This window comes from Dehalococcoidia bacterium (assembly GCA_035528575.1).
GTDB lineage: Bacteria > Chloroflexota > Dehalococcoidia > E44-bin15 > E44-bin15 > DATKYK01.
In genome coordinates this window covers 15,822-42,346 of the sequence record DATKYK010000016.1, presented here as the reverse complement: position 1 = coordinate 42,346, position 26,525 = coordinate 15,822, and the positions used below count along the sequence as shown (strand labels likewise).

Genomic DNA, 26,525 nt, shown 5'->3' with positions numbered 1-26,525 from the left:
TCCATGGGCGACTCGGTTCGCATGCGCTTTGCTCCCATCCCTTACAGGCGCATAGCACATGGGGGAAACATAAGAACCGCTCTATTTAACTTGATCTTTGCAGGGCATAACAGAGGCAGCATCACCCCGCGCATCGAGGATCAGACGTTGCCCGTTTTTTTATGGTACAGAGGAATCGATCGTAGATAGCCTTGAGAGTCTGGATATAGATCGTGACCAGGACTCTGAGGCGAAGAAGGTTTACGGCCCCTACTTCCGGTGGAAGCAACCTGAATGATATAACGGGGCCGTATTGTTGCCTTAAAGCCGTTTCTCGATCTTGGCCCACGAATCGCGTAAAGAAATCGTTCTATTGAATACCAGCCGATCGGGTGAGGAATCTTTTAAGTCAACGCAGAAATAGCCCAGCCGTTCGAACTGATACCGGGTACCCGGAACTGCGCCTGACACGCTAGGTTCGATATAACCCGTTAACGTCTCCAGCGAACCGGGATTCAGAACGTCTTCAAAATTACCACCACTCGTGACATCGCCGGGATTTTCCACATTAAAGAGACGGTCGTAAAGGCGTACGTCAGCCTCCACTGCGTGGGCAGCAGAAACCCAGTGGATGGTTCCTTTGACCTTGCGCCCATTGGGCGGGTTTCCCCCACGAGATGCGAGGTCACAAGTGCAATGTAGCTCAACAACTTCGCCGGTACGCTCGTCCTTCACCGTGCCGATGCAGGTGATAAGATATGCATACCGCAGCCGTACCTCACGGCCCGGAGCCAGTCGGAAGAACTTGCCCGGCGGGTCTTCGCGGAAATCTTCCCGCTCGATATATAGTACACGTGAGAAAGGCACCTTCCGCGTACCCATATCGGGGTCCTCGGGATTGTTGACGGCATCCAGATCCTCGGTTTGGCCTTCGGGATAGTTATCAATAACCACGCGGAGGGGGCGCAACACCGACATAACCCGTGGAGCGCGCTTGTTCAAGTCATCCCTGATGCAGTGCTCAAGCAGCGCGATATCGATAACGCTATCGGTCTTGGCTACGCCCACCCGTTCGCAGAAATATCGGATGGCCTCAAGTGTGTACCCGCGCCTGCGCAGCCCCGAAATTGTCGGCATCCTGGGGTCGTCCCATCCGGTGACATGTCCCTGCTCCACCAGTTGAAGCAGCTTTCTCTTGCTCATTACGGTGTAGGTGAGGCCAAGTCGGGCGAACTCGATCTGCTGCGGATGATATATCCCCAACTGGTCAAGAAACCAGTCGTACACTGGGCGGTGGTCTTCGAACTCCAGGGTGCAGATTGAATGGGTGATCCCTTCGATGGAGTCCTCAAGCCCGTGGGCCCAGTCGTACATCGGGTAGATGCACCACTTGTTGCCTGTACGGTGATGCTCTGCATGCATGATGCGGTACATTGCCGGATCGCGCATATTCAAGTTTGGTGATGCCATGTTAATTTTGGCGCGAAGCAATCGTGAGCCATCCTCGAACTCTCCTGCCCGCATACGTTCGAATAGGTCGAGATTCTCTTCTACCGAACGGTTTCGGTGGGGACTCTCCTGACCGGGCCTGACCAGCGTGCCACGGTATTCTCTGATCTCATCCGCGCTCAGATCATCGACGTAAGCCTTGCCGTCCAGGATCAACTGGACAGCATAATCATACATTTGGTCGAAATAGTCCGACGCATAGTATAGCCTGTCCTCCCAGTTAAAACCGAGCCACCGTATGTCCTCTAGGATAGCTTGAACATACTCCTCTTCTTCCTTGGTGGGATTTGTATCGTCGAAACGCACATTGCACAGGCCCCCATACTGTGCGGCAATGCCGAAATTTAGGCAGATTGACTTGGCATGCCCGATGTGCAGATAACCGTTCGGCTCCGGCGGGAACCGCGTGTGCACCCGTCCCCCGTATTTATTATTGTTGATGTCCTTGTTGATGATATTCCGAATAAAGTCGGAGGGGGCTGCTCGTTCGGGGGTGATCATATAATTTAACCTGCAATAACCGATTCTATTATTCTGATACTCTGGAATTGGAGTAGATTTGGCCTTACTACCGATTTGAGTCTTAGCTAAAACTACAACTTCCAATTGCCTTTGTCAAGAGTCAGACTTATGGGAGACTGCTGAAATAGTCTCAATCAACCCCCTAAGTCGCCCAATCTTGGGGGACTTTTTAAAGCTGCCCCGATACATCGGGGAGACCCCCGGACCCGATACAATCGGGGCACCTCTTTTTCAGCGGTCTCTTATGATACGACAGTTATATATTTGCATTAGTAGGAAATGTTACCGAGCGGGAGTCGTTTCCTTAAAAATGGTGATTGCCGAACTGCGGTGTCTAGCTTGAATAGACTCTCACTTCTGATGATGCTAGAATAGGAAAAGACCGATAGATAGAGTTCTTATTAAGTCACATGGCTACCATAAAAACAGCTGTTTTAACGGAGAGCTATGAGTGAAGAAAGCGTTCGGGTGCGCTACGCTCCCAGCCCAACCGGATACCCGCATATTGGAAACATTAGGACTGCCCTTTTCAACTGGTTGTTCGCCAGACATACGTGCGGCCGGTTCATCCTTCGCATAGAGGACACCGATATCGCCCGCCGTGTGAAGGGCTCTGAGGATGCAATTCTGAATAGCCTCAGGTGGCTGGGCTTGGATTGGGATGAGGGGCCGGAGGTGGGGGGTGACTACGGGCCGTATATCCAATCGGAGCGACGGGACCTATATCAGAAGTGTGCGCAGCAATTGCTGGAAGGAGGCCATGCTTACAAATGCTATTGCACAGCGGAGCGGCTTTCCAGCATGCGCGCTGAAATGGCGGAGCGCAAGGAATCGATGCGCAGCTACGACCGCCACTGTCGAGATCTGAGCCTGGAGGAGCGAGCAAGGTTAGAATCTGGGGGCATCTCGCCGGTGATACGCTTCAAGGTGCCACTTATGGGGCAAACAACGTTTCATGACCTTATACGTGGCGATATAACCTTTGACAATAGCGAACTTGACGACTTGGTGTTGTTGAAGTCGGATGGCTACCCAACGTATCACCTGGCCAACATCGTCGATGATCATTTTATGAAGATTACGCACGTCATGCGGGCCGATGAATGGCTTTCGTCTACACCGAGGCATTTTCTGCTGTACAGGGCGTTTGAATGGGAACCGCCGCTGTTCGCCCATTTGCCTATGATCCTGGGGGTGGACAAGTCGAAGCTGAGCAAACGCCACGGCGCTGTCTCGCTTATCGAATACAGCGAAATGGGATATCTGCCGGAGGCGATGACGAACTTCCTGGCGCTTCTAGGCTGGGCGCTGGATGACCGTAGTGAACTCTTCAGCAGAGAGGAACTAATAAGTCATTTCTCCATTGAACGCATAAGTAAGACTGCCGCTATCTTCAACAAAGATAAACTCGATTGGATGAATGGAGTCTACATTCGCAACATGAGCATTGCGGAGCTGACGGAACAGCTACTAACATTTCTGGTGAGAGGCTTGCCTGGAGAAGTAAAGCAACCTATATCTTGGGAATATGTGCAGCAGATTGTGCCGCTGATTCGGGAGCGGGCCACTACTCTTAAAGGAGCAGCCGAGCTATACAAGTCTATCTTCAAACCTGCCACGCAAATCATATCGCCTAAAACTATACCAAGCGATGTGAAATTAGGGACGCTGACTGTTTACCTAGAAAAAGAACTGGACTATGACGCAAAGCTGCTTTATGGAAAGAATCTAACCAAGGAAGCTGTGGTGGCGGCCCTTGAAGCTGCCCTTCAGCGCCTAACCGAACTTGATACCGATTGGGACGGCACAGGTAGAGACGCAGAGAAGCTAGCTGAAGATGCCGCATCCCTGGAGGCTGTGCTCCGCACCTTAGCGTCGGAGCTGGGGCTTAAGACGGGGGAGCTTTTCGGGCTGCTGAGGGTTGCTGTAACCGGTCGCACGGCGGCCCCGCCGCTGTTTCAGACGATGGCAGTTCTGGGGAGGGAGAGGTGCCTGAGGCGGATCGAGGCAGCGTTGAGCAAATTAAGCGTGGTTTGACAACCAGAACAGACTGCTTTAATCTAAATATAGGAGCTATCATGTATTGTCAGCTATGTATCTATTTCACCGAGCAGGGAGAGTGCAGCTTGCATGGCAGGATAGACCCTGAGCAGTTAAGGGCAGGTTGTGATTCCTTTATCGAGCGCAGCTTCAGGATAGTGGGCAGCAGTGGGTGCTGTGGCCTCTCAGGGTTACCCTTAGCCGAGCCTCTAGATAGCGACGAGGCTAACAAGTAGGCTTTACCCCAGCGAGCTTCTTAGGCTATAATATTAAACCACTGGGGAATCGTCTAGCGGTAGGACGGCAGACTCTGGATCTGCAAGCCCAGGTTCGAATCCTGGTTCCCCAGCCAGCTTCTAAGGAGAGAATTTGAGCTCAACTGGAGTTATATTTTGAGCGGGGGAAGGATTCTACTTCTTATCTTCGGAATCCTCTTCATGCTAGGGTCGGTACCTCTCCTGTTAGGCGGTGGGGCCTTGCTCTGGGTGGACATTGCCCTAAAGGATGATGATGGGTTTTTCACTACTGAGTCCTACCAGCTTGAAAGAAATTCCTACGCCATAGTGACCGAGTCCGCCCATATAGATATTGACGAGGAATGGAATTGGGGTTGGGGGTGGTTTGGGAATTGGGATTTGGGCGACCTGGTCACCTTTAAGGTAGAAGGCTCAAACAGGGATACCTCGAAAGGAATCCTCATAGGGGTAGCTGAGGCTGAGGAGCCAGATTGGAGAGAATACATCAACGATGTCGAGTACGATGAGACCATTGACTTCAGAATCCACGACGACAAATTAGATGTAGAGTATAAACATCACTATGGCAGTTTGGCACCAGCAGATCCCACGTCCCAAACATTCTGGGCAGCGTCAACATATGGTACCGGAATCCAGAAACTGGAGTGGAAACTGGAGACCGGCACATATTCGATAGTGCTGATGAACCAGGACGGGTCCCGCGACGTGGATGTGGACATAGCCCTCGGCATGAAGATTCCGCTGATATTCGGTTTTGGTGTAGGACTTCTCGTTGGGTGGATAGTGGCGCTCATCATAGGGACCCTCGTGATCATTTTCTCATTACGTGGACGAAAAAGATCGCGATCCAAGAAACCAATGCACATCATCAAGAGAGTTTGAGCTGATAACGGTGGCTCTGGGTATGCCGGGTAACAGCTCAAGGATGGCGAATATTTCGAGAAGAGGCTCTATTGGTAAAATCGATAGCAGTCGCTTGACCGTCCAGGTAAGTTAGATGCCTTTTAAGGAGGGAGCATGAGCCGGAGGGAACGAAAGCTGGGAAGGGGTGTAGCCCTGGTGGGGGCGGGAATGTCGAAATTCGGCGCTTTCGCTGACAAGACCAGCCGCGATTTATTTGTTGATGCATTCAATGCAATGACCGAATCAGTGGATAAAGGGTTAGACGTCGAGGATATAGAAGCCCTCTATGTAGGCAATTACTCCAGCGACCTCTTCGAGGGGCAGGGGCATGTTGCTCCAATTATGGCAGATTGGGTGGGGCTGGTTCCAAAACCGGCTACCCGCGTGGAGGATGCCTGCGCCAGCGGTGGCGTTGCCATACGGGAGGGAATACTGGCAATAGCTTCGGGGATTTATGACATTGTTCTAGTCAGCGGAACTGAAAAAATGACCAACCTGCCGACAGAAAGGGTAACCGATACGCTGGCTTCTGCCAGCGACGCGGTCTATGAGAGTTCCTGTGGTTTTACTTTCCCAGGGCTATACGCTGCTATGGCTACTGCATACATGGAAAAATATGGCGCCAGAGTTGAACACTTTATGAAAGTGGGTATTAAAAACCATATAAACGGGGCACTGAATCCAAAAGCCCAGTTTAATAAATCCATAAGAGATATCATGAATTCGAGGATCGAAAAGGCGAAACAGAAGGGTGAACCGGTGCCCGGATGGCGTGACGAGATTGATTTCCTCAAAGACCCCAGGGCCAACCCGGTGGTTGCCTGGCCAATGAGACTGTTTGACTGCTCACCTATAACCGATGGGGCTGCCTGTCTTCTACTCGTCGCTGATGAACTGGCAAAGGACTTTTCCCTTGACCCCATATATATCGTCGGTACTGGCCAGGGAAGCGACCACGCCCTTCACGAACGGAAAGACTTGACATCCATACTGGCGGCAAGAACGGCAGCCAAGCAGGCTTACCAGATGGCGGGGGTGAAACCTGAAGATATTCAGATTGCCGAGGTCCATGATTGCTTTACCATTGCCGAACTGGTGGCACTTGAAGACCTGGGATTCTTCAAGCCTGGCGAGGCATTTGTCGCAACAGAGCAGGGTATAACGGCCCGCGATGGGGCTAAACCCATTAATACCTCCGGGGGACTCAAATCCAAGGGACACCCCGTAGGAGCCTCCGGGGTAGGGCAAGTGGTGGAGATATGGCATCAGATGAGGGGAGAAGCCGGTCCCAGGCAGGTCCCAGGAAAGGACATTACACTCGCCTTGACTCACAACGTCGGTGCTACCGGCGGCACCTGTGTAGTTCACATTTATCAGAGGAGGTAGCCCTTGGCTGAGGAGAGAGATTTTAACAGCGCCTCATTCTATCAGTTTCTCGCTGAGAGGAAACTGATGGCTTCGAGGTGCAAGGGATGTCAAGCAATGTATCTACCACCGCATTCCATCTGTGCCAAGTGCCACGGTAATGACATGGAATGGGTGGAGATGAAGGGCAAGGGCAAGCTTGCAGCCTTCACCTCCATCGCCGTGGGCCAGAGCTGGACCATAGAAGAGGGATATGATAGGGATAACCCTTATCTGGTAGGAGTTGTGGAACTGGATGAGGGTCTGAAGATAAGCGGGCGGATTCTAGGACTCGACGCCAAGAAGCCGGAGAATGTTAAAGTAGGAACCCCTCTAACGGTGGACTTCCTGGAGCAAGAAGAAGGTAAAAGATACTATGTAGCCTTCAAAGCTTGTTAGGAAACTGGCCGAATTTAAAAGGAGCGGTGGCATCATTGCCGTAATGCCAGAGACTTCACGAGGCCCATGCGCCATCTGCAATTTTCATGGAGAAAATACCCAGTTGTTCGATGTCGTAATAATCCTCCCGATTATCGTTTATAAAAGGAGACCGCTGAAAAAGAGGTGCCCCGATTGTATCGGGTCCGGGGGTCTGGGGGTATCCCCCAGCTTTAAAAAGTCCCCCAATAGTGGGGGATTAGGGGGTTGATTGAGACTATTTCAGCAGTCTCAAAAGGTATAAGCGATCTTTACTCAGCCTTCATTAGCAAGAGCTTCGAGTGATGAAGAGACAATTTCTCTATTAACATCCGCGGTTTTTTCTCTATCACTTCAAGTTGGTCGATAATTGCCGGTTGGCCAATTTGGTCAATAATTATCTGCCATATCTCGTCACGCCATTTTAGCCATCCCGACCATTGACAAAACCCTGCAGTCAGCAGGAACGTATCCCAGTCGCCAGCTTCGTGAGCTGACGTCGCAATAGATTTAAGCATCTTTACATGGCTGTCCAGATAATCTTCAAATTGTTTTGCGCTCTCCCCGTGATCTGCAGGAGAAGCTATATATTTATAGTTAGCCAATATGAATAGCCACATCCGCCACCCCAGAACCTGGCGAAAATCCCTAACCTCAAAAGATTTGGCCTCACGTGCTGCGATTTCGGAATAGGCGTCATTAACCTGTATTATATTTAGTAATCTATCGACGATACTCGACTTATCGAGTCCGTCCAGCGCGGTAATGACATCCGACTTGCTCCCCATACACCTATCAAAAATGTCGAACAGGAAAGCATAAATATTTGGAGGCAATTCTGCTTCTAAAAAATCTATGGGTAAATACCGTTGGCTCTGTTTACCTCTCGCCGACTTGGATGTATAAGGAACCACATCCTGAGACCTCGCCTGTATCTTGCCAAGTATACCCTTCATACGAAACCAGGATGCGATCATATAAGCTTTCATATCCCCCTCCGAGCACTACGTCAGTTATCGATATTGAATTTGCCTCCTCTGTATCCTACGATATATCAGGCTACGAAACAACCTTCCAATGACGTGTCTTGTCTGAGGAACCAAGACAGCGAGCCCGAAAATGTCTGTAATAATTCCCGGTGTTAGCAACAACAAACCACCGACAAGAATCAAGGCTCCATCAAAGAGCTCATTAGCGGGCAAGATGCCACGCTGAAGATTGCTGCGAATTCTAGAAAGGGTAGCCAGGCCCTGACTCCTTGTCAAAATAGCACCTAGAATACCGGTTAATACTACGATGAGTACGGTATAAAAAGCGCCTATAATGGTCCCCAGATAAACCAGAATTGCCAGCTCAACAAGTGGAATAAGCACAAATAAGAGCGTGAGTCTCAACAGCATCCTATGTCGATTGTCCCTTTATGTACTTTATCTCACTACCGCTTCAAACCTTTTCTCAAACTGATATGCTTGAGAGTGGTTGCCACTTACTGCAAATAAGGTTGATGGATATTATATCATTTGTCAAGGGGAATAGTCGCTCTCTGTTTAAGGGCACCTATTTTAATTGCACATCATATTTCCAATGGTCGCGACAGTTTTTAAGGAAGCATTACTACAGTGTGTTTACAAGGCTCACACTCTAGGTTAAAATACAGAGGGCTGGGGCAGTACCGAAGAGCGTATTGCCATATAGATGACAGACTATAATTATTAGCGAGGGATAACCGTTACTGTGAATAATTACGCTCTTCAGAGCTTGTCTCCAAAACAAGACCATCTCATTATATTAGGGAAGTAGGCCCATTGGAAAGCTTGTCTTAAGCTCAGCAGTGAAGCCGTCATGCCATTACAATAGCGATTTTGGCAGGCCTGGTGTAGGAATTTGTTCAAGCTATTGATTTGTGCAACAGGCACTCTATATATAATATAAAAAAAGGAGGTTCAAGATGGCAGAGTTAAAGGATTACAGTGGCCCGTTTAAGCAAGACGTAAAACTCGAGGATTTCTCCAAGGAGGCGCTCATAAGGTTATACGCTGCCGCGTGCAAGGACTACCTGGGAATAGATGGAATATGGCTGGCACTATTGAGGCAAAAGTATGGCGACCAGGTGGCTTTCGAGCATGATGTGGCGGTTTGGGAAGGGGGCACCAAGGGTGAGGTGCGCCGAACCCGCGAGGCCTTGAATATCTGGGGAGATGACGTAGAATCGGTTATGAAATATATTCAGACCAGCGCATCGCTTGGGGGGCTATTTCATATCGATACCGAATTGATAGATAAAAATCATGGCAGATACACTATCACCAAGTGTCATGCTCTTGACTATTTTGAGAAACACAATGCTGAGACGTTATTGAAGCAAGCGTGTGAGGGACTATGTATTCCTTATAATCAGAGGTCGGCTGACTGGTTCAATCCCAAGATAAAGTGGACGGCGGTCAAGCTGCCTCCCCGCAAGAGCAAGGACGAGCCCGCCTGTGTGTGGGATATAACGCTGGAAGAGTAGCAGTAATAGGTACACTTTTTTAAATACATTTAGGTTATTATTTTTTACCTGACCATTAAGTGTTAGGTGTTTGGCGTTGTTATTATTGCTAGTGGCCCAAGCTCGCCCCTTTTGTCCTCGTACAGGTGATTTTTACCTAGTAGTCCGTCCAATCCACCTTGCTCAATATAATCCTTGAAATACCTATTGTGTTCCCTCCCGGCAATAAGCTCTACGACTTTGGATGTATAGGAGGATGGAATCCGTGGTAAAGGGACCTTGTAATCAATAAAAACCAGGGTACCTTCTTCCTTTACCACCCTTTTCATTTCAGAGATCATTCTATCTCTCTCCACCCTTCTGTTTTCGTGAAGTGACATAGCGATGGATGCGTAATCAAAGAGGTTGTCCTCGAATGGTAAATCTAGTGCATTCGCTGTCTCGAATGAGACATTGCTCAAGCCTAGTTTTCTCCTCTTATTTTCTGCCACCTCTATTACACGAGGATCTAAATCGATTCCGGCCGCAATAACACCCATACTTGCATAATGAAGCGCCAGTGCCCCCGTACCGCAGCAGACATCCAGTGCCCTGTCCCCCGCATTCATTTCAGCTAACACCGGAGTCTGAAACCTGAGACTTCGCATTAGAGGTTCAATCATTCTGTTCAGGGCCCATGGGGCCCACCAAGGGTTCGCAACCATGATATCCCCCTTATCTTTTTCATCTCTTATACTTACTTCCAATTGCAAAGCATATTCCTGCAACTGAAAGACCTCTGGTGGAAAGCATTATTTAAACAAAGCTCACTACGAACATCTATTGGAACGTGACATCATGCTATAAGCTGCTCTCGCTCCAGATCGCCTACAATATAGCCGAGTCCGATTTCTTCCAGCGTCGCCTTTGTCTGAAGGCCGGTGGCAACATCCCATCCTCTCAGACCATAGTATTCGTCTTTCATCGTCTCAAACCTCTCCCTGTCCACCACTTCACCCTTACGTGAGATCACCTCCCCGTCCTTCCCCGGCGCCTGGCACTCGGGGTTGAGACCCACAGTTCTGAGCGGTCTGGTATAGAAAGACTCATCGAGCACGTCGCTCTCTCTACCACGATGGCCTTCCCTTGCAAGAATGGCCCTTTGCAGGTTGAATATCCTTTCACCCATCCTGTTTAGCTCCTCCTCAACCATTTCCCTTCCAGTAACCGCCAGCAGCATCTTGCTCTCGAGGGTAGGGTCACCTACATGGTCCTCCGAATACCTGACGCTTGCCGCATTATTCAGTGCGAAATCGCACAGCACGAGGCTGTCCCTTAAGCACTGGCGATCCTGTATCTTCTTTACCGCCAGGGCCTTTCCATCGTAGGTGGAGAAGTCAACAGCGAGTTCGCTTCCCCAGAACCTCTTGGCGATACGGCGAAACACATCGCTGGAGAGGTATGCCGTCTGAACCTTATTTACCCAGTCCAGCCACTGGTAAAGCGGCAGGCCCATTTCGTGTAGCTGGTTAATGGGCTGCCTCGGTTCCATGGCATACATAAGCCCGTGGGCGACGAACAAGCGGGGTTCATAAAGCGTAAGGTGTCCGGCTCTGGATACGTAGTAGGTAATAAACTCTCTGGCTTTTCCCCCCAGGGACTCGGCTGCTCTAACGGTGCCGCGGGCGAGAATATCCCCGAACCCATCCCTCATGGAAATCTTCTTCACCAGGGTCTCTATGAAATCGAGGCTGCCCATCTTTAATATGGACATACCGGTATCGGCATCGGTGAGGATACCCCCACGGTAGCACCTTCCCAGCCAGATCAGCATTGCCGCGATGGAATTGGTGTCGACCCCGTAATCGTCGCAGAGCATATTGGCGTAGAATGGCACCTCAATGCTCTCGGGCAGCCATTCTCCGTAGTACCATTTGGCCGCATCCTGGTAGAACTGGGCACCAGTGCACATGTACTTACTGCGTGTCCCGTCCTTTGCCTCGCAGTCTGCTCTGATGCAGCCCCGGATGCAGCCATAACAGGCCACCTGCCGCATCCTCGGGCCTGGCATTAGCCCTTTCTGCACCATTGGCATGCCCTTTGTCAGCTTACGGGCATATTTTGCCACCTCGCGAAGCCCTTCCGGGTCGGCCGCGGTTAGCTTGCTGCTGCCACTCACGGCAATGGCCTTTAGCTTCTTGGCACCCATCACCGCGCCGAGACCACCGGAACCTGAAGCGCCATCATCTGCGAGCACAATGGCAAAGCTGACCAGGTTCTCGCCGGCAGGTCCTATAGCCGCCACCCTTACAGAGCTTCCCAGCTCCGCCTTCAACGCCTTTCTCGCCTCGATGGCGCCCATGCCCCACAGGTGAGAAGCGTCCTTTATCTGGGTATTGCCATCTTGTATTACAAGGTAAACCGGTTTCTCCGATTTGCCCTGAATCACTATCCCATCGTAACCGGCAAACTTTAGGTGGGCACCCCAGCTTCCTCCCAGATTGCAGTAGGTGAAGCATTCAGGACTAGTGGCTGGAGATTTACCGTATATACCCCATCTGGAACCGGCAAGTCCGGTGAAACCGTTGAGCGGGCCGGTCATAAACATTAGCCGATTCTCAGCGTCGAATGCTTTTATATGGGGGCTTACCTCATCCCAATAGAGCCTGGTGCCAATGCCCCTGCCACCGAGAAAGCTATCGGCATAGTCCATTGTGGAAATCTGTGTAGTGTTTCCCGAGGACAGGTCTACCCTAAGGATCTTACCGCTATACCCGAAGGATGTCATCTAAAGCCTCCCTTTGCCTCCCATTAGCTCCCAAGCGCTCCCTCATTATACCAAATCACCGCCGCCGTATGGTATAATTTTAACAGGCCTTCTGGGGTTCAACCATGCAAAGATATTTAAATTGTACCTATACTATCGATTGTGAAGAGGAGTCGGTAAAGGAAAAAGCGCAGATCTTAACCATGGATCAGGAAACGACGGTAGATAGGGCCAAGGCCCTTTTCTATTTCGTGAGGGACGGGATCAAGTATAATCCCTACGTGCCACTTTATACTCTTGAGGACAATAGGGCAAGTATAACTTTAAAGCGAGGCGAAGGATATTGTGTCCAGAAAGCGATACTTCTGGCTGCTCTGGCCAGGGCTTCAGGCATTCCTACCAAACTGGGGTTTGCCGATATCCGCAACTACATTATTCCCAAGAAGTTAGCCGATGCAATGAGAGGGGAAAACCTATTTATCTATCATGGCTATGTTTCCTTCTATCTAGATAGAAAGTGGGTCAAGGCCACGCCGGCCTTCGATTTGAAAATGTGCAAAAAGAACCGGATTATTCCGGTTGATTTCGACGGCAGGAGCGATGCTCAGTTTCACCGCTATAATCGAGAGGGAAAATTACACATCGAATACGTTCAGGACCATGGCTACTTTGATGATCTCCCCTGGGAAGGACTGCTTGAAGCCAGAGCCGGGCGCTACTGAGCCCGATATACCTTGCATAATAGTGCCCGGTTGCACCAGCCCCCTGAAAGCTCATCGCAGGCCTCAGGCTCATCAAGGGTGAGAACATTGGCATTGGATTCCCAGACCCCGCTCAGTGACGGCTCGCCGGCTGGCATTTCTGGGAACCACCAGTTGGCCTCGCAATTGACCACGTTGGGCAGTATACCGTCGTTGTACCTTGCTTTCTGCCTGATCCTCCCTCTTCTGGTCTCGATGTAGGCCCAGTCGCCATCACCAATCCCCAGCTTGTGAGCGGTATCGGGGTGTATATCCATAAGCGGGTGGGGATGTCTTATACGGCCCAACTCCCGCTGCATGAACTCGGACTTAAACATGGGCATGAAGGTGCCTCCCGTGTTCAGAATAAGGGGGTAATCCCGGGCAACCCCGGGGGTGCTGATCGGGCTTTCCGGAGGCTCTTCATAGTGGGGCAATGGATCGTAATCCAGTTTTTCCAGGATGCTGGAGTATAGTTCAACCTTTCCCGAAGGGGTAGGAAAGCCGGTCTTCAGCCAGGGCTGGAGGTCGAACTCGTCAGGGAACAGAACCATCCTCTCTACGAACTCTTTGAAGCTTATACCGGTTGGATTGAGGCGGTATTCACTGGCCTCTTCCAGAGTCCTCCATGGCCAGTACTCCTCACTCTGCCCCACGGCGAGAGCAAGTCCGCGGAAGAGCTCATAGACGTCGCGGCGCTCCCCCAGCGGAGGTATGGGTCGCTCGCCGCCGATTACCATGCTGCCGAAGTCCATCATGTTGCTGCACATCGGACGCTCCATCCAGCTTGCGCCGGGCAGCACATAGTCGGCTATTTGGGCGGATGGGGTCATCCACAGCTCCTGGACCACATTGAGCTCCAGGTTGGGGCTTTTCATCGCCTCATAGGCCAGCTTGATATTGCCGGCCCAGGAAAGCGGGTTTGAGCCCCAGGCGATAAGCGCCTTTATGGGGTACGGCTCTCCGCTGAGGATGGAACGCCACAGCATCGGTGTATGGGCATTGGTCTGGACTCCTACCGGTGCAGGCACACCGTAAACCCGCCCGATGTACTCCGAGGTCAGGCTCCAGCCGGTGAGGCTCAAGAGACGGCACACATCGGCCCCCATCTGCTTTCGCCTTTCCTCCGGGGAGAGGCGGTCTATCATGATAAGCTCCGCCTCGGTTATGAACTTTCCGCCGTTAATCCTCTGCCCCGGTCGCGTGATCAGCTCGCCGCCCCAGACACCGAGGTCGCCGGTTATGGCCCGCATGATGACCCGGCACTGCTCGGTGCGGGTACCGTTCAACCCAAGCTGGTCGATGGCGACCGAGTAGGGTATAAAGGCCGGCTTGGTGGTAGCGTACATACGTGCAGCGTCGATGATCTTCCCCGCGGGCACGCCGGTGATTTCGGCGACTCTCTCTGGCGGGTACTGTTGAACACGCTCTTTGAGCTCATCGAAGCCCACAGTCCAATGCTTAACGAAGTCTTTATCGTAAAGCTCCTCGTTGATAATCACATTCAGCCAGGCCAGTGCGAGCGCGGTATCGGTGCCCGGCCTAAGCTGAAGCCATATGTCAGCGATCTCGGTGGTCTTGGTGCGCCTGGGGTCAATAGCGATAACCTTCACATCACGCCTCTTTTTCTGGTTGAGCATCGCTGCCCAGGCTCTGTGCCAAGCTTGCGAAGGGTCGGTACCCCAGTATACGACACAGTTGGACTTGTTGATGTTCCCTGCGAAGCCGCTGACATCGCCCATGATAGCGGCATTCATTGACATAACGTTGGCGCTGCAGATGGTGCCAGCAGCGAATATATTATGGGGATTGCCGAAAAGGCTGAGGAAGCGACCCCGGGGCCAGTAATCATTGCCGCGGGCAGTGCCCTCGAAGATACCCAGCATCTCCGGCCCGTATTTAGCCTTTAGCTCGTTTAGCTTGTCACCTATCTCGGCCAGTGCCTGCTCCCATGTTATCCTTTTCCACTTGCCCTCTCCCCGCTCACCGTCCCGCTTCAAGGGATACATTAGCTGCTCCGGGTGGTAGAGCCATTTTAGTGCCAGGCGGTTCCTTTCGCAGGCAAACCCGCGGCTAAGGGGGTGCTTCCGGTTGGGCTCGAGCTTCACTATCCTGCCATCTTCAACGTGAACGAGCATGCCGCAGTTGCCGGTACAAAAGGTGCATACCGTCTTTTTGATCTCTCCCTGCTTAGCCATATGGCTTCTTCTTTTACCTCTCCAGCATGAACTCCCACTGGCAACATATATCGCCACTGCCATCTCTGGGAGGCAGCTTCAGCGGGGTGACCCTGATATTCGGGTTGAAGTAGTGGGCAATGATACCCATGAGCTTTGGTTCTAGTTCCTGGCATATAAGCCCCTCACGTCCTTTACCCTCGTTCTCTAGGGCAAGCAGCGTAGGGCAGTTGCGGTAGGTGACTATGGCACAATCATTGCTCCTAACGTCTATATCACAGGCATAGGTCAATGTCCACGGGCTGGCCTGGAGGACCTTCATTACCGTAACCACATCATCGCCATGGATATTCAAAAGGCTACTCAGCATCTTCATTTCATATATAACCAGTCTTTCCCACACCTTAATATCGCAATCTAGGGCCTCATCGTTGCCCCACTTCTCCATCACGCTGAGATACCAGTGACCGTCTATACGGCGCATGTATTCAGCGGTGGCTCTCAGAAGCCTGGTTAGAGTTTGCTGAGCTAGTTTTTCATGGCTAAAATTGGGATCGAATGAACTGCTATAGTCCACCATTAACTCTTTCATATCTACCGGTCCACTTTCAGTTCCCACTGGCAGCATATCTCGCTATTAGGGTCTCGGGGAGGTAATTTAAGGGGCGTGACAATCATATTCGGGTTAAAGTAATGGGCCTTGAGCTCCATTAGTTTCACTTCCAATTTATTACATATAAGCATTTCCCGCCCTGACCCATCCCTCTCCAGTGCAAGTAAGGTGGGGCAGTTAATGAAGCTGATTATGGCATGGTCATTATTTATTAGATCCACTTTGATTTCATAGCTCGATGACCATGGGTTAGCCTGCAAAGCCTTAATTAAAGTGACCACATCATTACCATGAATGTTAAGCAATTTACATGTTATCTTCATAGTATATGCCTCGAGCTTCTCCCAGATCTCGGCATCGCAGGCAAAGGCTACATCGTTGCCACATTTCTGCATCACTGCTAAATACCATTGTCCATCTATCCTGCGAACGTATTCAGCATCTGAACGAATGAGCTTGAGTAATGTCTCCTTCGTCAATTTTTCATAGCTGAAATCGGGATCGAACGTGCCGCTGTAGTCTACCAATTCCATAATATCGCCCTACTTTATCTACGGCCTCTCCGTAACACTGCATGATTATAGCAGATTACTACCCAAATCAGAAAGGTCGTAATGGGCCGGTGCATTGATGAGGCATAACTACCATCACTCTGGTGATGTTAGTTTAGGAGAGTGAGCTAGCAATAAATGTGGCTATTTAGCACCCACCGTACCTGAGGTGTATGTAACATTGTGTTGCCTAGAGCACCGGCTCTGGGCGTTGTTGGAGCGGATTATCCAACCTGCCCGCCAATAACATACATAACCATTGGTCATTACGAACTTGTTTCGGAATCTCAAGAGTAATATGCAGAAACGAGTTCAGCATGACAAGGTGGAAGAAACCAGCAACTCAACCGAATAACCAACGACCAACAACCGTGAGCTATCAACTATCAGCAATGAGCCGTCCCCAATCACTAATTACTAATTACTAATCCCTAATTGGCAGAGAGACGTGGAATCTGCTTCCCTTGCCCTGCTCGGATTCGAGCCATATTTTACCGCCGTGTCGCTCGAGGATACGGCGCACGATGTTAAGCCCCAACCCTTCCCCGGGGGTGTCCATTGGGGCAAAGCGTCGAAATATCTGGAAGACCGTTTTATGGTGCTCTGGCGCAATGCCGACCCCGTTATCCTCCACGGTATATACAGCTTGCCTGTCCTCTTTTCTACCCGAAATGCGAATGATACCCGGCCGCTTGGGGTCAAGGAATTTCAACGCATTATCTATGAGGTTGGAGAAGACCTGGTCAAGCTGTGCTCTGTCGCCCCGGCATTGGGGCAGCCTCCCCACCTCCAGCTTAACCCCTGCCTCCCTTGTCTGAAATTCAAAACTGCCCACAACTTCGGCCATCAGGTCTTTCATGTTGATTTTCTCAATTGTAAGTGTCACTCGCCCCAGGCGTGAGACCTTCAGCAGCCCCGTCAGCATTGAGTCTATCTTGGAGGAGCTGCTGAGGATATAGTTAAGCGAATCGGTAATATCTTCACCGATAGGGGCAGCCAGCTTTTCTTTCAGTGCGGAGGGTATATCCTCCTCCTCCAGCGATAGGCTCAACTGTTGTAATGACTGCTCTATCTCCCTGGCAAAACCCTGGATATTAACCAGAGGCGACCGGAGGTCATGCGAGGCAATAAAAACTAGCTGTTCAAGCTCTTCTGATTTGTCCTCCAGCTTTTCGAGCAGCCTTTCCCGCTCCTGCTCTGCCCGCTTGCGCTCGGTAATATCCTGGGCAATGGCAACGAACCCGGTGGGATTTCCGTCGCTATCATGCATTGTGCCGAGGACTAGATTAGTGGTACTTGCGCTACCAATCCTGGGGGATATCTCATGCTCCATCCTTACCGGGCCGATCTCCCCTCTAACTATCTTCTTCCCTTGATCTACTACCTTATCCCGGTCTTCGCGCGGTATTAGTGCAAAGCCATCCTGACCGATCATCTCCTCCCTGCTTAGCCCGGACATGTTAGCTGCTACATCATTCACGTCCGTAATTATACCCCGCAAATCGGTAACCACTATCCCGTCGGTAATGGCTTCAAACATCGCATGCAGCTTCTCCTCGCTATCCCTAAGCGCCTTCTCCGCCCGCTTGCGCTCGGTGAAGTCGACGAAGCTCTCAATCAGATGCAAGCGCCCATTCAGTATGGTGTTAGTCACAGACTTGAGGATCGGGATGTTTTCACCACTAGCGTTTATAAGCACACGCTCTGATTTATCCACGGTCTTCCCGAGGTCGGTGATTGGGCACTTGCCCTTCTCAGTTGGACAGATAAACTTGTGGCACACGTTACCAACAATCATTTCCTTGGTGGAACCGATAGCCTCGATAGCGGCGGGGTTAGCATCTACAATCACGTGCGTTTCTGCATCGATAATTACAACTCCAGCCTGCAGGGAATCCAATATGCCACGCAGCTTCTCCTCGCTATCCCTCAGCTCCTCCTCCGCCCGCTTGCGCTCGGTGATGTCCACATAGGCAGCCTGTACAGAAGGCTGGCCTTGAAGTTCGATGCGTGTAGAGAATATTTCTACCCAACGAACTGATTTATCCTTCCTTATAGCTCGTACCTCATATTGAGTCGGTGCTGATTTCCCTTCCAAGCGATCTTGATATTTTTGAAAGAATATATTTTGATCTTCTGGGTGTACTAGTGCCCTTGTTTCTTCTGGAGAAAGAGACAAGAGTTCCTCAACTGTGTAACCCAAAATATGGGCCATGGATGAATTAGCGAAGATTAAACGAGGGGGAATGCCTTGTGCGATAACCAGGCCCTGTATAGAATGATCGATAACTGTTCGATATTTCTCCTCGCTCTCCCTAAGTGCCTCCTCTACCCGCCTGCGCTCGGAGATGTCTCGAACAACGCTGACGAATCCTACTGGATTTCCGGAGCTATCACGTAGCAGAGAGGCGCTCGCCTCACCATCATATTCTCTCCCATCCTTGTTTAGAAACGTATACTCATGTAGAGGGCCATACCCCAGTTCCGTTGCCTTCATAGCATCTTCAATCGCTCTAGTGCGGTCTTTCGCGGCAAAATAATCGAAACCATTTTGCCCTATACCCTCTTCTTTATTACTGAACCCGAATAGGCGAAGTTGCGCCTCATTCATGTCTACAATTTTGCCTTCCAAATCAGCAACGGTTACCCCATCGCTCATGGATTCAAATACATAACGCAGCTTCTCTTCGCTCTGCCTAAGCGCCTCCTCCGCCCGCTTGCGCTCGGTGATCTCATAAGAAATGTTCTGAACAGAAATAACTTTACCCCTTGTATCTTTGATAGGTTGAATATTCGAGTAAAACCATCTATTGCCGGTAGGAAGTGGAACCTCATCCTCAAATTCAAGCCCTACCCCTGACTCGAAAATACGGCGAGCCCTCTCGACGTAAATATCAGCCGTGTCAGGGAAGAAATCGTAGAGTGACTTTCCGATAACATCTTCAGGCATTGAACCAAGATTATTGGCTCCCGTAACATTTATCAATAAAATAAGGCCATTGAAGTCATATACTGTTAATGGCTCGACAAGATTATCAATTAGCAATCGGTACTTCTCCTCGCTCTCCTGCAGCGCCCGCTTGTGCTCGGTGATGTCCCTCGTAACGCTAACAAATCCAATTGGGTTTCCAGAAGCATCACGCACCAGAGAAGCTGTTGCCTCAGTATCATGTTCTATCCCGTCCTTGCTCACAAACTTAACATCCGATATGTAACCATACCCCTCTTCTGCTGCCTTCATCGCCGCCTGAATAGCCCGAGCGCGGTCTTCCTCAGCAATAAATTCAAAGCCACTTTTCCCGATAACCTCTTCCTTACTACTGTACCCTTGAATGCGAAGCGCTGCATCATTTTCATCTATAATATGGCCTTCCAAATCACTGACGACAATCGCATCCAAAATAGACTCAAATATATTGCGTATTTTCTCCTCCGACTCCCGCAGCGCCTCCTCCGCCCGCTTGCGCTCGGTGATGTCGCGTGATACTCCGACTATACCAATAGCTTGGCCATCTGCATCGCGCAGGAAGGCAATTTCTAACTCTGACCATACTGTTGAGCCATCCTTGCGGTATTGCTCCACTTCCAGCGTCCGCGGTCTGAACAGGTCCTTTTTTTCCATCTTCTCTATGGCCATTTCCTCTTCAAAAACCTTCATGGCAGCTTTAAAAGAGGAAGGAGTCAAATTTGCTTCAATGGGGCTTGCCATCGCTTCCTCAACGCTGTAGCCATACTGACGCGTGACCGAGGGGCTGATGTATGTAAACTGCAGGTTCATATCCATGGTCCAGATGACATCGGTCACGTTCTCAGCAAGCAAGCGATATCCTAGCTCACTTTTTAGCAGCTCCTTCTCTGCCTGCTTATGCACAGTGACTTCTCTGTCCAGATGAGCAATCCGTTGCCGCATTTTCTCCAGTTCGTTTGCGAGCTGTTCCCTGGTCCCGGTTTGCTTTTTCATTTCCGTGTGCCTCCCGAATAATAATCATCCCAAGAAAGGCTTTAACTGCCTTGTTCAGCATCAGCCCGGGAGTCCTAGTTGGACCTCCCAATCTTTGATCCTTAGATTTACGTCACGTTAATTATTGCGGTTTGCCTTTCTCGGAACACCGTATTCAGTTTTCCTGCGACTCTACTTGTATAATGGATATTTATAGACTATATAGGCTTATTTTTAATTATTTAGTGTTATATTATTAATATACTGGTATAATACAATATACCATATTAGGATTATTTGTCAAGTGCCCCGAAGTGCCAATGTATGAACCAGAATGTATTAACTGTGATTTGCCATATTAACTGCCGTAGGTATGTCAAAAGCCCTGCAGCTGGAGTAAATGGACGGGTGGGCTTGCATCTGCTAAACCGACCTCGCCCGGATACGCCGCTCCAAAACAAGGAGAGGCATACACAAAGCTGGTATTGAACTGTAGAAACCCCGTGCTACGTAAGGAATTCATGTTGGATGGCCAACCCTAACTGTCTATTGACAGTTCCATATACTGCTTGCTATTATGCTGTTGATTTCTATAAAAAGCGAAAACACAAGTGCCATTCGATCTCAAAGAGTAATACAAATAATATCTGTTCGAAGGAGGCCAAAGAGTAGTGCGCTGCCCGGTATGCAAAGAGCCCATGATCATAGTGGAACACGAGCAAATCGAGCTCGATTACTGTACTACATGCCTCGGTGTCTGGTTCGATGCGGGGGAGCTGGCACTCCTGCTGGAATCGCTGGACATGGAGGTGGGCGAGCTCAATATAGCAGACATAATGACCATGCCGGAAAAGGCTATAGCAGAGAAGAAACGCAGGTGCCCTGTCTGTGCAAAGAAAATGCGAAAAGCTGCCATAGGCCACGAGCCTGAGGTAGTTATCGATGTGTGCCCACAGGGAGAGGGCCTGTGGTTCGATGGGGGTGAATTGGGCCAGGTAATAAAACAGCGCGTGGATAAATCCTTAGCGGAGTCAGGCATATCCGATAGGGTGGTCACCTTCCTGGGAGAAGTATTCCAGGCAAGAGAATAAAAGAAGAATTTACTTTTGGAGGTGTAAAGATGATAGCGGTGTATGTAATCATTGGGGTTGTTGTGGTGCTGGGGATCATACTCTTCATGCAGTACAACTCGCTGGTGGGGCTGAGGAACCAGGTGAAAAACTCCTGGTCTCAGATCGATGTCCAGCTCAAGCGGAGGCACGACCTGATACCCAACCTGGTGGAGACGGCCAAGGGCTATATGAAACATGAGCGGGAAACGATGGAGGCGGTAACCAAGGCCAGGACCTCGGCAGTAGAGGCCAGCGGTCACGGTGTGGGCCAGCAGGCGAAGGCGGAAGGCGAGCTGAGCGGTATCCTGACGCGGTTCTTCGCTGTTGCGGAAAACTACCCCGACCTTAAGGCAAATCAAAACTTCCTCGCCCTTCAGGAAGAGCTTACCACCACCGAGAACAAGATAAGCTTCGCCCGGCAGTTCTATAATGACGGGGTAATGAACCTGAACAACAAGGTCCAGATGTTTCCATCCAATTTGGTGGCTGGTATAACCGGTTTCAAGGCGGGGGAATTCTTTGAGCTGGAAGCGCCCGTAGAGCGAGAGGTTCCAAAGGTAAGCTTCACCTAATAAATATGTTTGATAAGCACGTCTTACCGTTTATCGGCGTTAAGCATACTGGTCAGTTATGTGGGAACAGATTAGGTCGAACAAGATTAAATCCGTTTGGCTGGTAGCGGGCATAGGAGCCCTGCTACTCGGCTTCGGTTACTTGATCGGGGAAATATTTTTTGAAAGCGGCATCGCCGGCATTGTTTTAGCCTCTATAGTATGGCTGATAATGAACCTCATCGCCTTTTTCCAGGGAGACCAGGTATTCCTCTCCGTTTCCAAGGCAAAGAAGCTGGAACGCAAAGATCACCCCCAGCTGTTTAATATAGTGGAGGAGATGAAGATAGCATCAGGGCTTCCCAAGATGCCTGATATATATATCATCGATGATCCTGCCCCCAATGCCTTTGCTACAGGAAGAGACCCCAATAAGGCCGCCATAGCCGTTACCTCGGGGCTGTTACAGAGGCTCAACCGCGATGAGCTCCAGGGCGTGATCGCGCACGAGATAGGGCACATCGTGAACCGTGATGTCCTTCTCATGGTAATTAGCGGCATCACGATGGGCGCTATAGTATTGCTTGCCGACTTGGCGCTAATATACCTGATACTTGGAGGGGCAGGCGGCGGGCGTAGGAGCTCCTCCTCCGGTGGCGGAGGACAGGCGCAGATAATCATCCTTGTGGTGGGGATAGCGCTCATCATCCTCGCCCCAATAATTGCCAGGCTGCTCTACTTCGCCATGTCGCGGAGGCGAGAGTACCTGGCCGATGCATCATCAGCACTTTATACCAGATACCCTGAGGGGCTGGCTTCAGCGCTGGAAAAGATATCCTCATCTACCAAGAAGCTATCTTCGGCAAACCGGGTAACCGCCCCAATGTATATCATCAACCCGCTGCACAAGCCGGGGGTTAAGGCCAGTGACCTTACCAGCACCCACCCGCCCACCTCTGAGAGGATCAGGGTGCTGAGAAGCATGGGGGGTGGCGCCTCGTTTGCTGATTATGACCGGGTATTCCGTGAGGTTCATAAGGGGGGAGGGGGGATTATCCCCAGCGCTACGCTGGCAGGAGCCGCCGGTCTGGTGGAGGCCCGGGGGGCGCCGGTTGAGGAAAAGAGGCCAGAAAAGGTAGAAAGGCTGGAGCGGACGAGGGAGGTCTCTGACCTGTTGGAGAATCTCAACCAGTACACCGCTCTTGCCTGTAACTGTGGGGCGAAATTCAGGGTTCCGCCCGATTTTAAGGGAAAGAGCATCAGGTGTCCCCGTTGCGGGATAATAAATTCCATCCCCGGCAGGTAAAATATCGGTGTCAAAATAAATTGACGTGGGTAGTTAGCATTTAGTATTCCAATATGGCCTTGTGAGAATATTGGAGGATAACCATGAAAGACAAACAGGCAATAGAGGAAACCCTGGGAAGAAGGCTTCTTCTGGGGGAAATGATTGCCCGTGACGCGCGCAAGTTCCCCGACAAGGAGGCGCTGATATATGGAAAAGTGCGCCTGACCTACAGGCAGTTTAATGCTCGCGTGAACCGGCTGGCCCACGCCCTGCTGGATCTTGGAATAAATAAGGGGTCCAAGGTAGCCATACTGGCCTTCAACTGCAACCAGTTTATGGAGGCCTACTTTGCACTAGCGAAGATCGGTGGGGTGGCTGTCCCCCTCAACTTCCGACTCCATGGAGAAGAGCTAAAATACATTTTAAATCACTCTGAGGCCGAGGCCTTCATCATGGGGGAGGCTTTTACGGAAATGGTAAGTGGCATACAAAAGGACCTGCCCAAGGTGAAGAACTATGTTTCCATCACTGATAAGCCGGTGGAGGGCATGCTGCACTACGAAACCTGGATTGCAAAGTATACCGACGATGAGCCGCTCATTCTGGTCGAAGAAGATGACCCTGTATTCATCATGTATACCGCTGGAACAACCGGTAGGCCCAAGGGTGCTGTATTAACCCACAAGAATGAAGTAGTGATGTGCATGCTGGAAAGCATGTTCGTGGCCTCTGAACCGGGAATGCCCGATATTACCAACGCCACTGCTTTTGCTGCTCCTCCCGTATTCCATCTGGCGGCCTTCGCTTTCTGCCAGATCAGTTTTTTCCTGGGTGCCACCATGGTATTGCCGGTGGAGGTTTTCAACCCTGAATATATCATGCAGACCATCGAGAAGGAAAAGATCAATGCCATTCTCCTGATACCAGCAATGGCCTTCTTCCTGCTACAGCTTCCTGATCTGGAGAAATACGATACCAGTTCCCTCCAACTTTGGGTGACGGGAGCGGCGATTTTGCCCACAGAGACTCGGAAGCAAATCATTAAGCACTTCCCTAATGTCAAGATCTTCGACATGTTCGGGCAGACCGAGATGAGCCCGGTGGTTTCAGGTCTTGTTCCCAGCGAATATGAGGGGCGTGAGACATCGGTGGGCCGAGCCCTCCCCTTTATCGAGATACGGGTGGTAGATGACAAAGACAACGATGTGCCAGTGGGAGAAATCGGGGAAGCTATTTACCGGGGACCTACCGTAATGAAAGAGTACTACAAGGACCCTGAGGTCACCGCGGAAGCCATGAGGGGAGGATGGTTTCACTCCACCGATCTGGTGAGGCAGGATGAAGAAGGGTTTTTCTATATCGTAGACCGGAAGAAGGACATGATTGTCAGCGGAGGAGAGAATATCTACCCGGCCGAGATCGAGGAAGTCCTCTTCAGTCACCCCAAGATCCTGGAATGTGCCGTCATCGGGGTTCACGATGAGGAGTGGGGCGAATCGGTCAAGGCCATTGTGGTCTGTAAGCAAGGAGAGAGCATGACCGGGGAGGAGGTCGTGGAGTACTGTAAGCAGCATCTGGCCAGCTACAAGAAGCCTAAGTCGGTGGATTTCATGGATGCCCTTCCCCGTAACCCGGCGGGTAAGGTGCTGAAGACGGTTCTCAGGGATAAGTATGGAAAGTCCGTTAAGTACTAGACAGATTATTCGGACTGTCCTTTATACAGGAAGGGGTGATATCATCGGAGTATAATCCATAGCAATTGACCCTTAAATGCAGACATGATAGACTATAGCTCACCTTAAAATAGAAAGGATGGAGTACTATGGTAGGAATTACTTCGTACGGTGCTTATATCCCTTTGTACCGCATCAACCGCATGACTATCTATGGAGCCCTGGGGTGGCTAAACCCGGCATCCCTCCTTCCCGGTGAGAAGGCAGTGGCCAACTACGACGAGGACAGCATCACGATGGCAGTAGCCTCCGCCATGGACTGTATGAACGGGCTTGAGCCGAAAAAGATCGACGGGCTTTTCTTTGCCACCACCACAACACCCTACAATGAAAGGCAGAATGCGGGGATAATAGCCACCGCCCTCGACCTCAGCCCCGCGATTCGAACGTCTGACTTCACCACATCTATCAAGGCTGGAACAGGTGCTCTCATCTCTGCCTACGATGCGGTATCATCGGGTTCAGCGAAGAACGTCATGGTATGTGCATCAGATTGCCGTCTGGGGAAACCGGGCGGCTTTCAGGAGGAGATATACGGTGATGGCGCAGCAGCCATACTTTTTGGAGATAGTGGGGTGATCGCCAGCGTCGAGGGCACCTATTCTCTCACCTATGATTTCATGGATAACTGGAGGGCAGATACCGACAGGTATAACCGTACCTGGGAGGATAGATGGGTCAGGGATGAGGGCTACGGCAAGTTTATCTCAGAGGCCATCTCAGGGCTTCTTGATAAATACAAACTTACGCCCAAGGATTTTACCAAGGTGGTTTACCCCTGCCTCTATGTGAGAGCCCATGCAGACATAGGCAAGAAACTGGGGTTTGAAGCGGATCAAATACAGGACCACATGTTTACCGCCATAGGTAATACCGGCACTGCCTACACCCTCCAGATACTGGTAGCGGCACTGGAGGGGGCTAAGCCCGGGGACAGGATCCTAGTTGCCAGCTACGGTAACGGTAGCGACGCTCTATTCCTGGAGGTTACCGGAGAAATAGAGAAGGCTAGGGATAGAAGGGGGATCAAGGGACACCTGGCTTCCAAAAAAGACCTGGGAAGCTACGAGAAATATGTAACCTTCCGTGAGGTAATGACTATAGATACCGGCGGCCGCGGAGAGGAGGTCGCCCCAACCCAGGTATCAACGCTGTGGAGGGAAAGAAGGATGGTGCTGGGCCTCTGCGGATCGAAGTGCAAGCGCTGTGGTACCCCACAATACCCCCCACAAGAGATATGTGTCAATCCTAAATGTGGAGCTGTTGGTGAGATGGAAAGCTATCGCTTCTCCGATAAGAGGGGGCACCTGTTCACCTATACCGGAGACATTTTAGCCTTCAGTCCCAGCCCACCGGCAATCTACGGCATGGTAGACTTCCAGGGAGGGGGAAGGTGGCTATTTGATCTAATAGACTGCGAGCTTGATTCGCTTGAGGTAGGTATGCCGGTGGAGATGAGCTTCCGCAGGAAATACCACGATGTGACGCGTGGTATACACGCCTACTACTGGAAAGCAACGCCAATTCGAGTTTAGAAACAAATTCAGAAGGGAGG

The 26,525-nt window shown here is 50.7% G+C and carries 22 protein-coding genes and 1 tRNA gene; 14 read left to right on the top strand and 9 right to left on the bottom strand.

What is annotated here, in order from left to right:
* The first annotated feature begins 3 nt into the window (after positions 1-3).
* Entirely contained in the window at positions 4-189 is a 186-nt protein-coding gene (locus tag VMX96_02755; GenBank protein ID HUU62828.1) for a glutamate--tRNA ligase family protein, read from the top strand.
* A 111-nt stretch (positions 190-300) separates the two neighbouring features.
* On the opposite strand, the gene VMX96_02750 is transcribed toward VMX96_02755, so the two are convergent.
* The gene (locus VMX96_02750) at positions 301-1,989 is read right to left on the bottom strand and encodes a glutamine--tRNA ligase/YqeY domain fusion protein (protein HUU62827.1); all 1,689 of its coding nucleotides are present in this window, start codon (positions 1,987-1,989) and stop codon (positions 301-303) included.
* A 468-nt stretch (positions 1,990-2,457) separates the two neighbouring features.
* Between VMX96_02750 and gltX the strand changes: the two genes are divergently transcribed.
* The 6 genes from gltX to VMX96_02720 all read left to right on the top strand — a co-directional run bounded on the left by gltX (position 2,458) and on the right by VMX96_02720 (position 7,013).
* Complete coding sequence (gltX, locus tag VMX96_02745) at positions 2,458-4,047, top strand: glutamate--tRNA ligase (GenBank protein ID HUU62826.1); 1,590 nt, start codon at positions 2,458-2,460, stop codon at positions 4,045-4,047.
* A gap of 41 nt (positions 4,048-4,088) precedes the next feature.
* Positions 4,089-4,286 (top strand): hypothetical protein, encoded by a 198-nt coding sequence (locus VMX96_02740; protein HUU62825.1) that lies wholly within the window; start codon positions 4,089-4,091, stop codon positions 4,284-4,286.
* A 42-nt stretch (positions 4,287-4,328) separates the two neighbouring features.
* Positions 4,329-4,402: transfer RNA gene (locus VMX96_02735), tRNA-Gln, on the top strand.
* Between the two features lie 40 nt (positions 4,403-4,442).
* Positions 4,443-5,189, top strand: coding sequence for a hypothetical protein (locus VMX96_02730; protein ID HUU62824.1), 747 nt, complete (start codon positions 4,443-4,445; stop codon positions 5,187-5,189).
* A 135-nt stretch (positions 5,190-5,324) separates the two neighbouring features.
* A complete protein-coding gene (locus tag VMX96_02725; protein HUU62823.1) occupies positions 5,325-6,596 on the top strand; it encodes a hypothetical protein in 1,272 nt (423 codons plus the stop codon).
* 3 nt (positions 6,597-6,599) lie between these two features.
* Complete coding sequence (locus tag VMX96_02720) at positions 6,600-7,013, top strand: Zn-ribbon domain-containing OB-fold protein (protein ID HUU62822.1); 414 nt, start codon at positions 6,600-6,602, stop codon at positions 7,011-7,013.
* A 290-nt stretch (positions 7,014-7,303) separates the two neighbouring features.
* On the opposite strand, the gene VMX96_02715 is transcribed toward VMX96_02720, so the two are convergent.
* Both VMX96_02715 and VMX96_02710 read right to left on the bottom strand, forming a co-directional pair.
* Positions 7,304-8,020: a hypothetical protein gene (locus tag VMX96_02715; protein HUU62821.1), complete on the bottom strand. Its 717-nt coding sequence runs from the start codon at positions 8,018-8,020 to the stop codon at positions 7,304-7,306.
* A gap of 24 nt (positions 8,021-8,044) precedes the next feature.
* The gene (locus tag VMX96_02710; GenBank protein ID HUU62820.1) at positions 8,045-8,431 is read right to left on the bottom strand and encodes an FxsA family protein; all 387 of its coding nucleotides are present in this window, start codon (positions 8,429-8,431) and stop codon (positions 8,045-8,047) included.
* Between the two features lie 548 nt (positions 8,432-8,979).
* On the opposite strand from VMX96_02710, the gene VMX96_02705 reads away from it, so the two are divergent.
* Positions 8,980-9,540 carry a DUF6125 family protein gene (locus VMX96_02705; protein HUU62819.1) on the top strand — a complete coding sequence of 187 codons (561 nt, stop codon included), beginning with the start codon at positions 8,980-8,982 and terminating at the stop codon, positions 9,538-9,540.
* A 62-nt stretch (positions 9,541-9,602) separates the two neighbouring features.
* Here VMX96_02705 and VMX96_02700 read toward each other — a convergent pair whose 3' ends face one another.
* Together VMX96_02700 and VMX96_02695 are read right to left on the bottom strand one after the other, a co-directional pair.
* Positions 9,603-10,265 (bottom strand): class I SAM-dependent methyltransferase, encoded by a 663-nt coding sequence (locus tag VMX96_02700; protein HUU62818.1) that lies wholly within the window; start codon positions 10,263-10,265, stop codon positions 9,603-9,605.
* 89 nt (positions 10,266-10,354) lie between these two features.
* The gene (locus VMX96_02695) at positions 10,355-12,286 is read right to left on the bottom strand and encodes an aldehyde ferredoxin oxidoreductase N-terminal domain-containing protein (protein HUU62817.1); all 1,932 of its coding nucleotides are present in this window, start codon (positions 12,284-12,286) and stop codon (positions 10,355-10,357) included.
* 104 nt (positions 12,287-12,390) lie between these two features.
* Between VMX96_02695 and VMX96_02690 the strand changes: the two genes are divergently transcribed.
* Positions 12,391-12,987 (top strand): transglutaminase family protein, encoded by a 597-nt coding sequence (locus tag VMX96_02690; protein ID HUU62816.1) that lies wholly within the window; start codon positions 12,391-12,393, stop codon positions 12,985-12,987.
* On the opposite strand, the gene VMX96_02685 is transcribed toward VMX96_02690, so the two are convergent.
* The 4 genes from VMX96_02685 to VMX96_02670 all read right to left on the bottom strand — a co-directional run bounded on the left by VMX96_02685 (position 12,981) and on the right by VMX96_02670 (position 20,307).
* Complete coding sequence (locus VMX96_02685; protein ID HUU62815.1) at positions 12,981-15,203, bottom strand: molybdopterin-dependent oxidoreductase; 2,223 nt, start codon at positions 15,201-15,203, stop codon at positions 12,981-12,983. The two genes, VMX96_02690 and VMX96_02685, sit on opposite strands and share 7 nt — an antisense overlap.
* Before the next feature lie 13 nt (positions 15,204-15,216).
* On the bottom strand, positions 15,217-15,774 hold the full coding sequence (locus VMX96_02680) for a DUF6125 family protein (GenBank protein HUU62814.1): 558 nt from the start codon (positions 15,772-15,774) through the stop codon (positions 15,217-15,219).
* Positions 15,775-15,776: 2 nt separating this feature from the next.
* Positions 15,777-16,328: a DUF6125 family protein gene (locus VMX96_02675; protein ID HUU62813.1), complete on the bottom strand. Its 552-nt coding sequence runs from the start codon at positions 16,326-16,328 to the stop codon at positions 15,777-15,779.
* 442 nt (positions 16,329-16,770) lie between these two features.
* Positions 16,771-20,307, bottom strand: coding sequence for a PAS domain S-box protein (locus VMX96_02670; GenBank protein HUU62812.1), 3,537 nt, complete (start codon positions 20,305-20,307; stop codon positions 16,771-16,773).
* A 650-nt stretch (positions 20,308-20,957) separates the two neighbouring features.
* On the opposite strand from VMX96_02670, the gene VMX96_02665 reads away from it, so the two are divergent.
* From VMX96_02665 to VMX96_02645, 5 genes are all read left to right on the top strand, one after another.
* Positions 20,958-21,377: a zf-TFIIB domain-containing protein gene (locus VMX96_02665; GenBank protein ID HUU62811.1), complete on the top strand. Its 420-nt coding sequence runs from the start codon at positions 20,958-20,960 to the stop codon at positions 21,375-21,377.
* 29 nt (positions 21,378-21,406) lie between these two features.
* A complete protein-coding gene (locus VMX96_02660) occupies positions 21,407-21,970 on the top strand; it encodes a LemA family protein (protein ID HUU62810.1) in 564 nt (187 codons plus the stop codon).
* Between the two features lie 58 nt (positions 21,971-22,028).
* The gene (locus VMX96_02655; protein HUU62809.1) at positions 22,029-23,255 is read left to right on the top strand and encodes a M48 family metalloprotease; all 1,227 of its coding nucleotides are present in this window, start codon (positions 22,029-22,031) and stop codon (positions 23,253-23,255) included.
* 83 nt (positions 23,256-23,338) lie between these two features.
* Positions 23,339-24,931, top strand: coding sequence for a long-chain fatty acid--CoA ligase (locus VMX96_02650; GenBank protein HUU62808.1), 1,593 nt, complete (start codon positions 23,339-23,341; stop codon positions 24,929-24,931).
* Positions 24,932-25,059: 128 nt separating this feature from the next.
* Complete coding sequence (locus VMX96_02645) at positions 25,060-26,505, top strand: hydroxymethylglutaryl-CoA synthase (GenBank protein HUU62807.1); 1,446 nt, start codon at positions 25,060-25,062, stop codon at positions 26,503-26,505.
* The last annotated feature ends 20 nt before the right edge of the window (positions 26,506-26,525 follow it).

Coding starts and splice junctions, on each gene's coding strand:
- VMX96_02755 (HUU62828.1), top strand. CDS start 4: ATGGGCGACTCGGTTCGCATGCGCTTTGCTCCCATCCCTTACAGGCGC.
- VMX96_02750 (HUU62827.1), bottom strand. CDS start 1,989: ATGATCACCCCCGAACGAGCAGCCCCCTCCGACTTTATTCGGAATATC.
- gltX (HUU62826.1), top strand. CDS start 2,458: ATGAGTGAAGAAAGCGTTCGGGTGCGCTACGCTCCCAGCCCAACCGGA.
- VMX96_02740 (HUU62825.1), top strand. CDS start 4,089: ATGTATTGTCAGCTATGTATCTATTTCACCGAGCAGGGAGAGTGCAGC.
- VMX96_02725 (HUU62823.1), top strand. CDS start 5,325: ATGAGCCGGAGGGAACGAAAGCTGGGAAGGGGTGTAGCCCTGGTGGGG.
- VMX96_02715 (HUU62821.1), bottom strand. CDS start 8,020: ATGAAAGCTTATATGATCGCATCCTGGTTTCGTATGAAGGGTATACTT.
- VMX96_02710 (HUU62820.1), bottom strand. CDS start 8,431: ATGCTGTTGAGACTCACGCTCTTATTTGTGCTTATTCCACTTGTTGAG.
- VMX96_02705 (HUU62819.1), top strand. CDS start 8,980: ATGGCAGAGTTAAAGGATTACAGTGGCCCGTTTAAGCAAGACGTAAAA.
- VMX96_02695 (HUU62817.1), bottom strand. CDS start 12,286: ATGACATCCTTCGGGTATAGCGGTAAGATCCTTAGGGTAGACCTGTCC.
- VMX96_02690 (HUU62816.1), top strand. CDS start 12,391: ATGCAAAGATATTTAAATTGTACCTATACTATCGATTGTGAAGAGGAG.
- VMX96_02685 (HUU62815.1), bottom strand. CDS start 15,203: ATGGCTAAGCAGGGAGAGATCAAAAAGACGGTATGCACCTTTTGTACC.
- VMX96_02680 (HUU62814.1), bottom strand. CDS start 15,774: ATGAAAGAGTTAATGGTGGACTATAGCAGTTCATTCGATCCCAATTTT.
- VMX96_02675 (HUU62813.1), bottom strand. CDS start 16,328: ATGGAATTGGTAGACTACAGCGGCACGTTCGATCCCGATTTCAGCTAT.
- VMX96_02670 (HUU62812.1), bottom strand. CDS start 20,307: ATGAAAAAGCAAACCGGGACCAGGGAACAGCTCGCAAACGAACTGGAG.
- VMX96_02660 (HUU62810.1), top strand. CDS start 21,407: ATGATAGCGGTGTATGTAATCATTGGGGTTGTTGTGGTGCTGGGGATC.
- VMX96_02655 (HUU62809.1), top strand. CDS start 22,029: ATGTGGGAACAGATTAGGTCGAACAAGATTAAATCCGTTTGGCTGGTA.
- VMX96_02650 (HUU62808.1), top strand. CDS start 23,339: ATGAAAGACAAACAGGCAATAGAGGAAACCCTGGGAAGAAGGCTTCTT.
- VMX96_02645 (HUU62807.1), top strand. CDS start 25,060: ATGGTAGGAATTACTTCGTACGGTGCTTATATCCCTTTGTACCGCATC.